General features: G+C 72.0%; 16 protein-coding genes. 7 read left to right on the plus strand and 9 right to left on the minus strand.

The window, feature by feature from the left end:
- Nucleotides 1-98 precede the first annotated feature (98 nt).
- Nucleotides 99-1085, minus strand: a complete 987-nt coding sequence (locus OG898_RS35610) for an LLM class flavin-dependent oxidoreductase (protein WP_250744251.1) — start codon at nucleotides 1083-1085, stop codon at nucleotides 99-101.
- Nucleotides 1086-1256: 171 nt separating this feature from the next.
- The gene (locus tag OG898_RS35615; protein WP_250744253.1) at nucleotides 1257-1448 is read right to left on the minus strand and encodes a hypothetical protein; all 192 of its coding nucleotides are present in this window, start codon (nucleotides 1446-1448) and stop codon (nucleotides 1257-1259) included.
- Nucleotides 1449-1748: 300 nt separating this feature from the next.
- Here OG898_RS35615 and OG898_RS35620 point away from each other — a divergent pair, with 300 nt between their 5' ends.
- Nucleotides 1749-2765, plus strand: coding sequence for a helix-turn-helix transcriptional regulator (locus tag OG898_RS35620; protein WP_250744255.1), 1017 nt, complete (start codon nucleotides 1749-1751; stop codon nucleotides 2763-2765).
- A 97-nt stretch (nucleotides 2766-2862) separates the two neighbouring features.
- Here the strand turns inward: OG898_RS35620 and OG898_RS35625 are convergent, their stop codons facing one another.
- Nucleotides 2863-3030 (minus strand): hypothetical protein, encoded by a 168-nt coding sequence (locus OG898_RS35625; RefSeq protein ID WP_250744256.1) that lies wholly within the window; start codon nucleotides 3028-3030, stop codon nucleotides 2863-2865.
- Nucleotides 3031-3105: 75 nt separating this feature from the next.
- Here OG898_RS35625 and OG898_RS35630 point away from each other — a divergent pair, with 75 nt between their 5' ends.
- On the plus strand, nucleotides 3106-3246 hold the full coding sequence (locus OG898_RS35630) for a hypothetical protein (protein ID WP_250744257.1): 141 nt from the start codon (nucleotides 3106-3108) through the stop codon (nucleotides 3244-3246).
- A gap of 73 nt (nucleotides 3247-3319) precedes the next feature.
- Here OG898_RS35630 and OG898_RS35635 read toward each other — a convergent pair whose 3' ends face one another.
- From OG898_RS35635 to OG898_RS35645, 3 genes are all read right to left on the minus strand, one after another.
- Nucleotides 3320-4363, minus strand: a complete 1044-nt coding sequence (locus OG898_RS35635; RefSeq protein ID WP_250744258.1) for a hypothetical protein — start codon at nucleotides 4361-4363, stop codon at nucleotides 3320-3322.
- Nucleotides 4364-4432: 69 nt separating this feature from the next.
- On the minus strand, nucleotides 4433-6052 hold the full coding sequence (locus OG898_RS35640; protein ID WP_266962900.1) for a hypothetical protein: 1620 nt from the start codon (nucleotides 6050-6052) through the stop codon (nucleotides 4433-4435).
- A gap of 300 nt (nucleotides 6053-6352) precedes the next feature.
- Nucleotides 6353-6880, minus strand: coding sequence for a hypothetical protein (locus OG898_RS35645; protein WP_266962902.1), 528 nt, complete (start codon nucleotides 6878-6880; stop codon nucleotides 6353-6355).
- 136 nt (nucleotides 6881-7016) lie between these two features.
- On the opposite strand from OG898_RS35645, the gene OG898_RS35650 reads away from it, so the two are divergent.
- The gene (locus tag OG898_RS35650) at nucleotides 7017-7607 is read left to right on the plus strand and encodes a TetR/AcrR family transcriptional regulator (RefSeq protein ID WP_250744261.1); all 591 of its coding nucleotides are present in this window, start codon (nucleotides 7017-7019) and stop codon (nucleotides 7605-7607) included.
- A 19-nt stretch (nucleotides 7608-7626) separates the two neighbouring features.
- Here the strand turns inward: OG898_RS35650 and OG898_RS35655 are convergent, their stop codons facing one another.
- From OG898_RS35655 to OG898_RS35665, 3 genes are read right to left on the minus strand one after another with little or no spacing between them, the layout of a single operon-like run.
- A complete protein-coding gene (locus OG898_RS35655; protein WP_250744262.1) occupies nucleotides 7627-8388 on the minus strand; it encodes an HAD family phosphatase in 762 nt (253 codons plus the stop codon).
- Nucleotides 8389-8427: 39 nt separating this feature from the next.
- The gene (locus OG898_RS35660) at nucleotides 8428-8763 is read right to left on the minus strand and encodes a LysR family transcriptional regulator (RefSeq protein WP_250744263.1); all 336 of its coding nucleotides are present in this window, start codon (nucleotides 8761-8763) and stop codon (nucleotides 8428-8430) included.
- 28 nt (nucleotides 8764-8791) lie between these two features.
- Nucleotides 8792-9784 (minus strand): ScbA/BarX family gamma-butyrolactone biosynthesis protein, encoded by a 993-nt coding sequence (locus OG898_RS35665; RefSeq protein ID WP_250744264.1) that lies wholly within the window; start codon nucleotides 9782-9784, stop codon nucleotides 8792-8794.
- A gap of 158 nt (nucleotides 9785-9942) precedes the next feature.
- Here OG898_RS35665 and OG898_RS35670 point away from each other — a divergent pair, with 158 nt between their 5' ends.
- From OG898_RS35670 to OG898_RS35685, 4 genes are all read left to right on the plus strand, one after another.
- Nucleotides 9943-10578 (plus strand): ScbR family autoregulator-binding transcription factor, encoded by a 636-nt coding sequence (locus tag OG898_RS35670; RefSeq protein WP_250744265.1) that lies wholly within the window; start codon nucleotides 9943-9945, stop codon nucleotides 10576-10578.
- Nucleotides 10579-10637: 59 nt separating this feature from the next.
- On the plus strand, nucleotides 10638-11654 hold the full coding sequence (locus OG898_RS35675) for an aldo/keto reductase (protein WP_266962907.1): 1017 nt from the start codon (nucleotides 10638-10640) through the stop codon (nucleotides 11652-11654).
- Between the two features lie 208 nt (nucleotides 11655-11862).
- On the plus strand, nucleotides 11863-13089 hold the full coding sequence (locus OG898_RS35680; protein ID WP_266962909.1) for a hypothetical protein: 1227 nt from the start codon (nucleotides 11863-11865) through the stop codon (nucleotides 13087-13089).
- A gap of 49 nt (nucleotides 13090-13138) precedes the next feature.
- On the plus strand, nucleotides 13139-13993 hold the full coding sequence (locus OG898_RS35685) for an alcohol dehydrogenase (protein ID WP_266962911.1): 855 nt from the start codon (nucleotides 13139-13141) through the stop codon (nucleotides 13991-13993).
- The last annotated feature ends 9 nt before the right edge of the window (nucleotides 13994-14002 follow it).

The raw sequence follows: 14002 nt of genomic DNA on the forward strand, positions 1-14002 counted from the left end.
ATCGGCCGGGGGCGGCCGGAAGTCCGAGGGGGCGCGAGCGGGCAAGGGGTGCCGACGGGCGGCGGTCCGGGGGTACGCAGGTTCCGGGACGCCTCCGGTCAGGAGGCGAGTCCGAGGACCGTGAGCAGCGTGCGCAGTTCACGGCTCGCCGCCTGGGCGCCGTACAGCTGGGCCACGCCCGTGACGTTGAGGACGATCTCGTCGACGCCCGCCTCGCGGAAGGCTTCGAGTTTCGCGAGGAGCTCGGCGGGCTCCCCGTAGAGGAAGGCGTCGCCGGCGACCAGGGCCGCGCCCTGCGCGCTCTCGTCCTGCGCCTGGGAACCGGTGGCGGCGGGGAGTTCCACACCGCCGCGCCGGAGCATGTCCTGGTAGTGCGCCGCCTTCAGGTGGTGCCGGTTGGAGGCCAGGGCGAGGCGTACGGGATCCCGGTCGGGCGCCGCCAGGGCGATCGGCACCATGGCCACCACCTTGGGCGCGGGCCGGTCCGCGCTCTCGGCGCTCTTGGTCACCTCGGGCACGATCGTGTCGGCCAGGTAGCGGGCCGGGGTGAGCCAGCAGATCGCCGCGTCGGCCACCTCTCCGGCCACCCTCGCCATGCCGGGGCGCAGGACGCCGAGCCCGATCTCGACGGGAGGTCCGGGCACCGGCGGGAGCAGGGCCTCCTGGTGCAGGTACTCCCCCTCCAGGACCGCGTCCGTACCGTCGAGGGCGGCGCGTACGGCGGTCAGGTACTCCCGGGCGGCGGTGAGCGGGCTCCGGTACGGGGCCCCGAGCAGGGCCTTCTGCACCGCGGGGGCTCCCGGCCCGTAGCCGGCCAGGACCGGCTGACCCGTCATCAGCGCGAGCGAACGGGCCTGGAGGGCGGCCTCCGTGGGGTGGCGCAGCGGCATCAGGGTCACTCCGAGCCCGACGGGGACCCGGAATCCGGCGCCGGCGGCGTGGGCGAAGGCCTGGTGGGTCTCGGTGACCAGGCTCTGTCCCTGCCAGAGGCGTTCGGCCCCGGTCCAGTGGACGAGCCCGGCGAAGGGCAGGAGCTGCTCGGGGCGGCTCGGGACGAAGGGAACGAGCACCGAGTAGGCGGTCATCGGACTTTCTCTCCTTGTGCTCGGGGTCCGGAAGTTCGTTTCCGGGAGCCGGATGATTGAAGATCGGAAGGGGCGAGGAAGATCGAATATCGCGGGAACGGGCCACCGGGGGAATTCCGGGTCGGAGATCTTGTGCCGACCTCTTCCGGAAGGACCCTCCGGGTGGAGGTGCTAGTCCCAGTTGTGGGTGTCGCGGCCCGGGATGATCACGCAGACCCCGGGGAGCGGGAGGCCCGCCGGAATCGGTACGCAGACCTGGGTGCCGGGGGTGGGAAGCGGGGCGGGGGCGTCGGCGTTCGCGGTGCCGGCACCGGCCAGGCCGATCAGTACGGCGGCGGCGAGAGTGACGCTGAGGCGCTTCATCACGGTGGTTCCCCCTTGGTTTTCGGTCCGTCCCGGACCCGGCTCGTTCCCGCCCGGTTCCGGTGGCCTCCGGTGTTTTCCCGGCGGCTCCTTGTGACCACAACTCTGCCGTTCGCAAAGGCTGCGTTCGAGGGCTGTCACGCGCAGCTTGCTGCGTTCTGCGAGGTCACTTACTGCACCGCCCGCGACCGCCTTGCGCACCGGGGACCGGAAGCGGAATGGATCATTGCCGTAGCCTCGACCCGGGGTAACAGGTAGATCTAGGCCAGGTAATGACCGGCCACGGCGTTGGGGGAATCCATGGGGGATCCGGATCTGGCGTTTCTCGATATCGATCCGGAGGACGAACGCTTCTACCGCGTCCTGCTCAGGAGCGGCGGCGCAGATCCCGAACAGCTCGTGCGGCACGCCGATCTGGACGAGGAGGCGGTACGCGTCCTGCGGGAACGGGCCACGGCCTTAGGTCTCGCCGCGATGACCGACGGGCTGCTGCGCCCGGTCAGTCCCGCCAAGGCGGTGCAGCACCTGATCGACGCCCGGCTCGCCCGGATGCGGCAGGAGCTGGAGACGAAGGCGGCGTCGGACGCGATCGTGGCCTCGCTGCTCGCGGAACGGGACGCGGCCACGACCTCGGACGCGATCGCGGGGGCGGACCGGCCTCCCATGGAACGGCTGATGGGCATCGAGCAGGTGCGCGCGGCCATCGACGAGCTGACCTTCTTCACCCGGTCGGAATCCATGACCACCTGGCCCTCGGGGGTGATGCGGCCCGAGATCATCGAGACCTCCCGGCCGGCCGACGCCCGCATCCTGCGCCGCGGCATCCGGATGCGCAGCCTGTTCGGGGCGGCCGCGCTGGACGACCCGGCCACGATGGCGTACCTGCGGGAGATGGCCGGCAAGGGGGCGGAGGTGCGGGTGTCCCGCCTGGACCTGGAGCGCATCCTCATCTTCGACCGGGCGGCGGCGCTGACGCCGATCGACCCCTCCGACAGCAAGCGGGGAGCGCTCCTGACCCGTGAACCGGGCCTGGTGACCACGCTGGTGTCCCTCTTCGACCGGATGTGGGGACAGGCGCAGGAGATACCGGCGGCGGCGGACGAGGAGGGGCCGGCGGTGGCGGGCGAGCGCCCGACCGAACTGGAGCGGCGGATCCTGGAGTCGCTGTGCACGGCCGACAAGGACGAGAACGGGGCGCGGGACGTGGGCATCTCGGTGCGGACGTACCGCAAGTACGTGGCGACGCTGATGCACCGGCTCGACGCGTCGAACCGGTTCCACGCGGCGCTGCTCGCGCGGGAGCGCGGCTGGATCTGAGCGGGGCGGCCGCGGTGGCCGCCCGGTAAGCACGGAGTCCGTGCCGGAGGTGCTCCTCCGGCACGGACTCCGGCCAAGCCGGTTAAGACGGCCACGGCTACGCGCGGGACCGCTGGAGGGCGCGGGCGCAGGAGAGCACGCCGACGGCGAGCACACCCATGACCACGTACCGCGCGGTGCCGTCGAACAGGACGGTGGACGAGGCCAGGAGGGCGATCAGCACACCGGTCGTGACGGCGAGCGGGTTCTTCTGGGTCTGGGCCATGGTGGTGGCTCCTTCGGAAGCGGGGATGGCCATTCCACTCTGACAGCGGGGCCCGTCCGCCCGGCCCGGTTGCGGGTGCAGCTTCCGGCATTCCGGCTCGCAGCATCCTGCGAGCCGGCCGCGAAGGACTTGTCCGCCAAGGTCGAGTCCGTGAAGGAGCAGGCGGCGGCCAAGGCCGCCACGTTCAAGGGCTCCGCCGAGAGCTCCACCGACTGATCGACCGGCAGGCACCGGCCGAGGGCCGGCTCTCCCCCAGCGGGAGGGCCGGCCCTCGGCTCGTGCGGAACGCCTACAGCTTGCGCAGCGTGAAGGTGTCGCTCGCGGCGCCGCCGCCGAAGAGGGTGCCCACTCCGCCGCTGAGCACGTAGCTGCCGTACGGGGTGTCGGCGACCGTGGTCGGCTCGGCGACCGGCCAGGGGGCGACGGTCTTCACCACTGCGGCGCTGTTCCAGCAGTCGCCGGAGCGCAGGACGGTCACCGCCTCGCGGCCGGCCGCGGTGGCCATGGTGTTGGTCACCACGACGAGGTCGCCGTTGCGCAGGACGGCGAGGCCGTCGCCGCCGGTGACCGGGGCGGGCAGGCGGACCTCGTCGACGCGCCGGGTGCCCGGATCGACGCGGAGGATCTGCCCGGTGGTGTCGTTGACCGCCAGGAGGTAGCCCGCCGGGTGCCAGACGATGCCGTTGATGCCGACTCCGCCCGGTACGGCGAAGCGGTCGTCGGCGGCCAGGACCGAGGCCCGGCCGTCGGCGGCGACGCGGTAGAGCTGCCGGGCGAAGACGTCCGCGACGTAGGCCGTGCCGTCGGGGCCGATGGCGAAGTCGTTGACGAAGTAGTTGTCCCGGCCCGGGTCGAGCCGGGTCAGGTCGACGACGTGGATCGGCTGCCCGGTCCGCAAGTCGTAGATCCCGATGCCGGAGATCCGGCGGGTCGTGGCCTCCGAGGAGTTCTCGGCGACGCCCGGGTCGGCGTAGGCGACGAGAACCCGGTTGCGGGCCGCGTCGACGTGCACGCCGTAGGTCGAGACGAGCCGGGGGTCGTCGACGAGGACCCGGGTGGTGCCGTCCTTGAGGAGGACCGAGACGGTCCCCTTGGTCGCCGAACCCACCAGGAAGGCCTCCCGGGTCGGGTCCCAGGTGACGCCTTCCGCGCCGAGGGCCGCGGCGTGCCCCTCGATCACGGACGGCAGCCCCTGGACCTGGAGCAGGGCCGGGGCGGGACGGTCCTGATGCGGGGCGGCCACGGCGGAGGACATGGCGAGGGCCGCGGCCACCACGGCGGCACACGCACCTGTCGCCGTGCGGATACCCCACATGTGCGTTGACCTCGACATCGTCCGGTCCTCCTCTTCGAAATGGTCCCTCTGGTCCCTCAGGGCGCGCTGATTGAACCATAAGATCTCTTACATCTGCAAGGTTTCGATGGCTCTGGGTGCGGGCTCCGCCGAGAGTTCCCGGACGCGGTGGCGGATGCAGACGTCCCTGTCCGGCAGGGCCGTACGGCCGCACGCCACCCCGTCCGCGCCCCGACAGATCGCGGACGGGGCAGGTTCGCCGGACACCTGGGCAGCGGGCGTTGCCGGGGCGGCGGCTTCGGCGCGGCAGAGCGTGCACAGTCTGCGTTCCTGGGCCTGGCCGGTGACGAGGATCCGCGCCCCGCACCCGTCGCAGCTGCCCCGCGGGGTTTCCTCCGGCCGACGCTGCGCGGGCACGGCGGGCCGGTGGTGGACCGCTCCCTGGACCTGCTCCGCGCGCCGGTCCCGCCGGCGGGCGGCGGACCGTGCGGCGACGACTTCGGCGCAGACGTCGCAGCGGCGGCCGGTGGACCACATCACCCCGGCCTCGCAGTCCAGATGCCCGCAGCCCCAGCGCGGCAGCGCGACCCCGAGCAGCCAGCGGCCCGGATCCCGGATGTCCGACACCGCCGTGCCGGCGAACCGCAGGGTGAGCCGGTGGCGCAGGCGCTCCGGATCCATGCCCTCGCGCAGCTGGCGACCGGCCTCCCGGGCGATCTGCCGCACCACGAACGCGTTGCGCACCTGCTTCAGCAGCCAGTGCACCGGCTCCAGCACCGCGTAGACCTGCGGACTCAAGCTCAACTGCGGTCCGGTGTACGCCGGCCGCGCCGGCCCGTCCGCGCGCAGCGCGAAACCGTCCGGAGCCCGCGTCCGCGCCTTCGCCTGCGCGTCCGTCAGATCCCGTTCAGACGCCGCGCGTTCCCCTACCGGTACCTCGCCTACGGCGGGTGAGGAAGGACGGCTTTCGTGCTCGGGTCGGTCAGTCATAGGTGCTTCCCTATTCGCGAGGGATCCCTCACCAGCACGGGAACCCGATCCCTCACCAACAGGGGGACTTCCCGACTCCCGCGGGACCTCCACCTCCGCGGCATCACCGGCATTCCCGGCAGCCCTCTGCGCGAGGTCATGGGCGACGAACAGGTGGCGCCCCTGCACTCCCGCCCGCCTCTGCACGGTCACCCAGCGCGCCGTTTCGAGTTCGTCCACGACACGCCCGGCCGCCTCCACCGTGATGGGCCGCCCCGCCCTCTTGCCCGAGTGGTGCAGGAGGTGACCGGCCAACTCGGCCTCGGTCAACGCGATGCCCCGCTGCTCAGCGAACCGGATCACCGCGTACGCGCGCAGCTGCCGGGGCGTGAGGTCCTCCGCGGCGGCCACCGGCAACCACGCGAACGGCTCCGAGCGCGTCATGGTCCGTACCTCGCGCAGCGCCGACGTCCCGCGCCCGCTCCGTAGCGTCCGCCGCCGCGCGACCAGCTCCACCACGCCGTCGACCGCCGGACGCATCAGGGCCGTGAGGCCGCGTTCCACCGAGGCCTTCGACAGTCCCAGGTACGCCGCGAGCGTCGCCGACTTCGCCTGGCACCCCTCGGGCCGCTGCCCGAGCGCCTTCACTTTCATGTACACCGACAGCGCGACGTCCGCGTAGGCGGACGACAGCACCAGCCGCATGGGGACGCGCACCCGCTGCTTGCGCACCGGCCCGCCGGGGGGCTCAGTTATCACGATTGGGGCCGCTTGGACCTGCGGAAGCTGACAAGGGTCCTGGAGATGAGGCAAAATGAATCCGTCCTTACATTTGCGAGGGGACACGAAAAGGCCCTGCTTCGGCGGGGCTGGTAAGGCCCCGCTTCGGCGGTGGTGGTTCGTCGAGAACCGGTAGTTCGCTCGACTGCGACCGGGGTGGTACCCGGGAGAGGTCAGAGCCTTCGCTGCGGTTGGTAGCCGCAGCGGCGATGGGTGGGCCGTAGGACCTGTCGGTGGCGGTAACCACCGGCGGGCGCGGCCGGATTGCCTACGGCATCTCTATGCCTCCTTCAGCACGACGGGTGCGTCGTGCAGACGTGCCGGCCGTTCCCCGGCGACGGACGGGGCCGGCAGCCGGACGGCGGGGTGCGAGGTTATCGCGTGAACTTCCTGCCACAGGCCCTGCAGGGCGCTGGCCTGGCCCTCTGCGAAGGTGACGTCGACACCCGTGTTGACGCTGCCTCGGTGCAGCTGCTCGACGGCTTCCGTCAGCCGGTCGATGGTGAGGGCGATCTCCGGCATATTCCAGGCACATATGGGCAGATCACCGGGGGTCACGCGGCCGGCCAGGCGGGCCGTCCGTTCGAGCAGCACCCCGGCCGCCTCGATCTCGGCCGTGGAACGGGCCAGCACCTGCTCGTAGTCACCGCCGGGCGGGACGGACCCTCCGTCAGCGATGGTGCGGGTGCGGGCCAGTTCCGTCCAGGCGCGCAGCGCTCCGCCGGCGGCACCCATGGCGACCGCTCCCAGGAGCTCGGCCAAGGGAAGGGTGGGCCCGGACCGGGCGTCGGGAGAGGCGGTGGACATGAACGGGACCTTTCTTTGTCCTGATTTGAGGTCAGTTGCGATCACACGTTGCGGACTTGACTTGTAAGCGGGAGCCCGGTGAGAAAAGATTCGACCACGAAGGTTTTTGGGCGGTCAAGCTCGGAGGATTGCGGTGATGGCTAAGCAGGACAGGGCACGGCTCACTCAGGAGCGTGTCCTGGACGCGGCGGCCGAGGAGTTCGGCGCCCATGGATTCGCCGCCACCAACTTGCAGGTGGTGGCGGACCGGATCGGGCTGACGAAGGGGGCCCTGTACGGCCACTTCCCCTCGAAGGCCGCGCTCGCCGACGACTTGACGTGCCGCTTCGAAGAGGGCTGGCAGGAGATACTCCACACCGCGGAGCGAAGCCCCGCCACCGCTCAGGAGACCCTGCAGACCGTCACGGTCGAACTGGCCGGGCGGCTGCAGCAGGACGTACGGTTCGCCGCCGGACTGCGCCTGGTGTGGGAGGCGGCGCGCGCCCGGGGGACGACCCCGGCCGAGCTGCTCCGCCTGCAGGCCGTCCTGGCCGCACTGGTCGGCCGGGCGCAGCAGGACGGCGAGATCTCCCCGGGCCACGAGCCCGAGCTGCTCGCCGGCCTGCTGCTCTCCTTGGTCCTGGGCGTCCACCACGTGAGCGGTGTGGCACAGCCCGGTACCGCGGCGCTCCAACTGCGCGGCATGTGGCAGGTGTTGATCCCCGCTCTGCGGCCCACGTCCGCCTGAGCAGGGCCCCGCGGTGCTCTCACCCGGTCGGGACGGGCACCGTGGACACGCCGGGAAGCGCGCCCCAGCCGTAGCGCCGGCCCCAGGCCTGCAGGACGGGGTCGTTCCCCACGACCACCGGGTTGCCGACCGCTCTCAGGAGCGGGAGGTCGCTGGCGTCGTCGCCGTAGGCGAAGCAGTCGATCGGCCGGATGCCGAGGGAACGCATCAGACGGTTGGCCCGTACGGCCTTTTCGTCGCCGATGACCGGGTCGGTGATCTCGCCGGTCAGCACGCCCGCCTCGGTGTGGGTCGAGGTGCACAGGACGTGGTGCGCGTTGACGTGTTCGGCGATGGGGCCGAGGCACGGGAAGAAGGAGCCCGAGACCAGGACGATCCCCCGCCCGGCGGCGCGGTGGCTCTCGAGCCGGCGCCGGACCGGGGCGTGGAACAGCCCGCCCCGTGCGACTTCGCTGTCGAACCAGTGACGGCCGCTGCGGGCCAGCTCCTGGGGACAGCTGCCGCGGAAGGAACGGTAGTACGAGCGGTTGAGCACCTCGCGCGGGGCGCCGGCCGCGAGCTGGCGCAGGAGCGACTCCTTCGCCTGCACGGCGTGGTCCGGGTCGGCCCCGTCGTTGTCGAAGTGGTAGGTGAGGAAGCGCAGCAGGCTCTTGATCGTGATGAGGGTCTCGTCGACGTCGAAGAAGGCGATGCTGCGGCCTGGGATGGTGCAGGGCATGTCGTCCCGTTCGGTCTTGCGGGAGCCGGTGGCGTGGGGGGCGTTGCGCCCGCGGCGGCCCATGGGAGGGCCGCCGGTGACGCCGCCCGGCCCCGCGTGGGTTCAGACCCGGGCCAGCGTCCGAGCGCCGGGCCGGGTGCGGGAGTACGGGGAGTGCCGGGCGGCCGATTCGGCCAGGACGGCGCGGCGTATCTCCTGGTTGGTGAGCTCGATGGCGTGCAGGATCTGCTCGGCGCGGGCCTGGAGCAGGAGTCCGACGTCGGTCAGCTCGATGGGGCAGCGTCCGCGGCGGCGGAAGAGGACGATGCCCAGCGACTTCTCGAGGCTCTTGATGTGCCCTGTGATCGTGGACTGGGCGCAGTGCAGGTTCTTGGCCGCCTGCGTGAAGCTGCGCTCGCGGGCCACTTCGCAGAAGGCACGAAGGTGATGGATCTCCACGGTGTTGCCTCCCGGCAGTGCCTGACCGTCAGCGCACGGCGCAGGCGGCCACGGGTCGGTGGACGGTGGTCGCGCGGGCGAGGACCTGCCCGTGCTGGGCCGCGGCGATCCGCACCATTCGGCCGTGGGGTGAGTCGACGGGGTGTTCGGCCGTGATGGACACCGGCGCGTCGAGTTCGGCGAACCGGTCGAAGACGAGCGAGGAGGAGACCAGGACGTGCGGCGTGCGCGGGGCCGCGGTCCGGCCGGCGACCGGGCGGTGCACCATCCGGTGCCCGGCCTGCCGGAACGCCTCGATCAGCGCGATGCCGGGCACGTGGTCACCGGCGTGCTCGAAGTACGCGGCGTGGTCCCGGTCCAGGTGCAGGCGGAAACCGGTCCCGTCGGTGGTCGGGTCCGCGCTGAGCAGCACGTTCTCCGGCCGCCTGCGGCCGACCTGGTCCGCGGGCAGCGGCACGGAGCGCGTCTGCGGCGGTACGTCGGCGCCGGACGGGACCTGACCGCGGGAGCGCAGGGCGGCGTACAGCCGCGGCGTCACCACGAGCATGCGGGCGGAGGCCCGTGCGCAGCGGCGCCCCCCGACCTCGATCTCGGCTTCGAAGCGGGCGCCGATGCGGTGCTTGGCGGTCGGCCCCTCAAGAGTGAACTTGCTGTCGAGGACCACGTTCAGAGGAGCGGTTCCCACCCGGAGGGGGGAGTGGTCGTCGATGTGGAACTCGAGGTCGCAGAAGATGAAGCGGTGCCCGAGCGGCACCTCGTGGTAGCGGTGCGAGGCGTAGATGCCGGCCTGCCGGAAGGTCTCCACCAGGAGCAGCGGATCGCTGTGGCCGAGGACGTCCGGGTGGTGCAGGGCGTGATTGCGCGGCCACTGGGCGGCGATCATCGAACGCCCGGGGCCGACACGGCAGCTGTCGGTGAGGAAGACCTCCGCGACCGAGGCGCGGTGAACCAGATTGCGCGGGACCGTGCGGTCGAACGTCAGAGAGGTGACGCGCCTCTGCGTGGGCAGGGTGACGCGCAAGCATTGATGCGATGGCAGCGTGATGGACAAAGCAGGATCCCCCGTGCATTCCACTATGCGAAAGATTAGTTCCGCTGAGCGGATCGAAAATATACCTTCCCAAAGGTATATTGCAACGGTGGTCGTAGTCCGGGGGGACGAGGAAGGCGGCGGGAAACATGAGAAGCAGTGACATTCCGGACGGGCCTGCCGGCCTGCGGGCCGACAAGCAGCCCAAGCAGGAGCGCTCCCGGCGAACGAAGGCGCAGATCCTGGAGGTTGCCGCGGGCATCTTCGCCGAGCAGGGGTATTCGACGGTGACCCTGCAGGACGTCGCCGACCGGGCCTCGATGACCAAGGGGGCGGTCTACTTCCACTTCACCAACAAGGAAGCGCTCGCCACCGCCGTCGTCCAGGAGCACTACCTCCGCTGGCAGCCGATCCTGGAGGAGGTGCGCGAACGGGGGCTGCGGCCGCTGGAATCCGTACTGGCCGTCATGGACCGCGTGGCCGAGGTCTTCCAGACCGACACGGTGGTACAGGCCGGCGCCCGGCTCCAGCTCGAGCGGTCCCTGATCGGCGCCGAACTGCCCCGCCCCTACCTGGGCTGGCAGGGAATGCTGACGGAGATGCTCACCGAGGCCGCGGAAGCCGGCCAGCTGCGCCCGGGCACCGACCCGGCCGCGCTCGCCCGCGTCCTGGTCTCGTCCTTCTTCGGCCTGCAGCACATCTCCGATGTGCTCACCGGCCGGGCCGACCTGATGGAGCGGTACACCGAGATGCGCGACATCGTCTTCCTGGGCGTCACCGCCTGAGACGACGGCAGGACCTTCCGGGCCTTCGCCCGGAAGGGCGAACAGAGGAGTAGGACCGGATGAACGACCAGAGGATCCCCACCGTCGCACTCGGTGCGGGAGGCCCGGAGGTCAGCGCCCAGGGGCTGGGCTGCATGGGCATGAGCTTCGCCTACGGGCCCGCCGACGCGGACGCGTCGCGAGCGACCCTGGAGCGGGCGCTGGAGCTGGGGGTCACGCTCTTCGACACGGCCGACATGTACGGCTACGGCGCGAACGAGGAGCTGCTCGCCCCGTTCGTCCGCTCCCACCGCGAACAGGTCGTCCTGGCCACCAAGTTCGGCATCGAGACCAGTGCGGCCGCCCCCGCCTCCCTGCGGGTCCGCAACGACCGCGCCTACCTGCGCCAGTGCGTCGAGGCCAGCCTGCGCAGGCTCGGCGTCGACCACATCGACCTGTACTACATGCACCGGCGCGACCTCACCGTGCCCATCGAGGAGACCGTCTCCTTCATGGCCGAGCTGGTGCGCGAGGGCAAGGTGGGGCACTTGGGCCTGAGCGAGGTCACCGGCAGGGAGCTGCGGGCGGCCCACGCGGTGCACCCGATCAGCGCGGTGCAGTCCGAGTGGTCCCTGTTCAGCCGCGACGTGGAGGGCGATGTCGTCCCGGTCGCCGCCGAACTGGGCGTGGGGTTCGTCCCCTACGCCCCGCTCGGCCGCGGCTTCCTCACCGGCGCGTTCACCGATGCCGGCGCCGAGCTGAGCCCCGGTGACATGCGGGCGAAGCTCCCGCGCTACTCCGGCGACAACGCGGTCGTCAACGCCGCGCTGCTCGCGCCCGTCCGTGCGATCGCCGAGCGGACGGGCGCGACACCGGGTCAGATCGCCCTGGCCTGGGTGCACCGGCAGGCGCAGCGGCACGGTCTGGCCGTCGTGCCGATTCCGGGGACCCGCAGGCCCCACCGCGTGGAGGAGAACCTCGGGGCGGTCCGGATCGGCCTGACCGAGCAGGACCTCGCCGCCCTCGAACCGATCGCCGGGCAGGTCGCGGGGGTCCGGTTCCCGGACATGAGCTTCGTGTCCGCCGGCCGCCGGTAGCCGCCCCGCCACCTGCCCCACCACCCGCCGCACCCCACCCTCACTCCCACCGTCACCCCGTCAACGCCCCTCGACTCGCCCTGAGCCGAGGGGCGTTGGCGCGCGCGCGTGGCGGTGCGGATGGCATCGGGATTACCGATAAAATTTGAAACCTTCGCGAAGGAATGATTTTCTGGCCAAGTACGACGAGGGAGAAGGGGGAACTCCGATGGCCGCCCACGCGGGCCCACTGTTTGCAGCCGAGCCGGCCCAGGAAGAGGCACAAGCGCTCGCGAGGGCGCTGGGGGTGCTCCTGCGGCGCGCTGCGCGCGTTCCCTCCCTCGCCGTCAAGTACGAGCCCTACCTGGAGATCGGCACGGCCGTAGCGCTGACGGACCTTCCCGTACTGACCCGGTGCGACCTGACCCGGGCGACCAAGGAAGCACTCACCCTGCGACAGGTGGACGGGCCCGCGCTGCTGTGGGCCGAGGGCGGCTCGCTGAGCAAGCCGGAACTGCGCCTGCTGCCCGCGGACATGTCCGCGGCGCAGGTGCGGCGGAGCTGGAACCCCCTGGGCCCGGCGGACGTGCTGGCCAACCTCCACCCCCTGGACCGGCTCCGGCCCGACCACCACTTCTTCCACCGGTTCGCCGCCGAGTCGGACGCCACGGCCCTCGCCTTCGGACCGCTGCCCGAGGGGGGCCACGGCGACTGGCCGGAGCTGTTCGGCGGGCTCGGCGTGACCGCGGTGGCCGCTCCCCCGGAGACCGTGGCCCGGCTGCTCGCGGGCTCCGCCGCGGGCCGGCCGCTGCCGTGGCTGCGCACCCTGCTCCTCGGGGGTGCGACGCACGACGCCACCCCGGACCGGGTCCTCGCGGAGGGCTTTCCCTACACCGAGGTGTGGCGCCTGTACGGGTCACCGGCCGCCGGGACCATCGGACAGCGCGGGCCCGAGTGCCTGGCGGACGTCTACCACCCGCTGCCGTACCAGCACGTGGAGGTCGTCGAGGGCCGGCTGCTGGTGACGACCCTGGACCACGTGCGCCACCCGCCGCTGATCCGGTACGAGACCCAGGACCGCGGCGAGTACGCCCACTGCGTCTGCGGCCGTCCGGGGCCGGCCGTGCGGGTGTTCAGCCCGGCGGAGCCCTTCTTCCACTTCCACGGCCGCACCGTGTCCGCACGGGAACTGGCCGAACTCGCCGTGGCCACCGGCGAGGTCACCGCCGCGCAGGTGGCGGTGAGCAAGGACGGCCGGCAGGACCGGGTCCAGCTGCGGGTGCGGCTGGCACCCGGCGTTCCCGACGACCACCACACCCGGGAATGGATCCGCTACCGGGTCCTGGAGAACCACCTCGTCCTGGCGTCCTGCGTGAGCGCGCAGCCCGACACCTTCGAAGTGGTCGCGGTCGACGCGCTGACCGGTACGTCCGCCCTGGTGCCCGGCGGGTTCTGACCTCCGGGCGATTCACCCGCGAAAACCCGTACGTATGAGAGGAACGGCCATGTTCGAACAGCCCACCCCCCAGCAGGACTCCGTCATCACGCAGGCCGGGGACGAGATCGTCGTCGCGGTCCGCGCGGTCGCCCCCGAGTTCGACGAAATGATCAGGGCGGAGCCGCTCCCGGAGGGCTGGCTGCCCGGCTGGGACGTCGCCGGCGTCGTCCTGCGATCGGCTCCCGAGGGGTTCGGCCCGCAGCCGGGCGACCGCGTGGTGGGCGTGGCCACCGGCATGGAGTGGGCGCCCCTGCTCGCGCTGCCCACCGAGTACGCCGTCGTCCTGCCCGACCACGTGAGCTTCGAGCAGGCCGCCGCGCTGCGGGTGGCGGTGCTGACCGCGCTGCGGCTGGTGCGCAGCGCGGGCTCGCTGGCCGGGCGCCGGGTGCTGGTCACCGGTGCGGAGCACGGGATCGGGCACCTCCTGGTGGAGCTCACCGCGGCGCTGCGCGCCGAGGTGACGGCCGTGGTCCAGGACCCGCGGGAGGCCGACCGGGTGGTGGCCCTGGGCGCGGCCCAGGTCGTGACCGACTGCGCGGACGCGGACGGCCCCTTCGACGTGGTGTACGAAGCGGTGACGGGGAACGCCGCCTTGGCCGGGCAGGGCCTCGTCGCGGACGGCGGGGTGGTGTTCCTGTACGAGAGCTTCGCCGCCAACGGCGCCGACATCAGCTTCTTCCGGTTCTTCGGCGGGCCCGAGCAGGCGGGGCTGCGGCACTTCGTGTTCCGTACCGCGACTCCCGCCGACCACGAACTCGCGCAGATGCTGGACCTGCTGACGACGGGCGAGCTGTCCCTCGGCGCCGCCGCGCCGACCGCAGCGCCGGCCGCCGGGGGGTTCCGCCTCACCGGGGCGTGGTAGGGCGGCCGG

The organism is Streptomyces sp. NBC_00193, from assembly GCF_026342735.1.
GTDB classification, from domain to species: Bacteria; Actinomycetota; Actinomycetes; order Streptomycetales; family Streptomycetaceae; genus Streptomyces; species Streptomyces stoeckheimensis.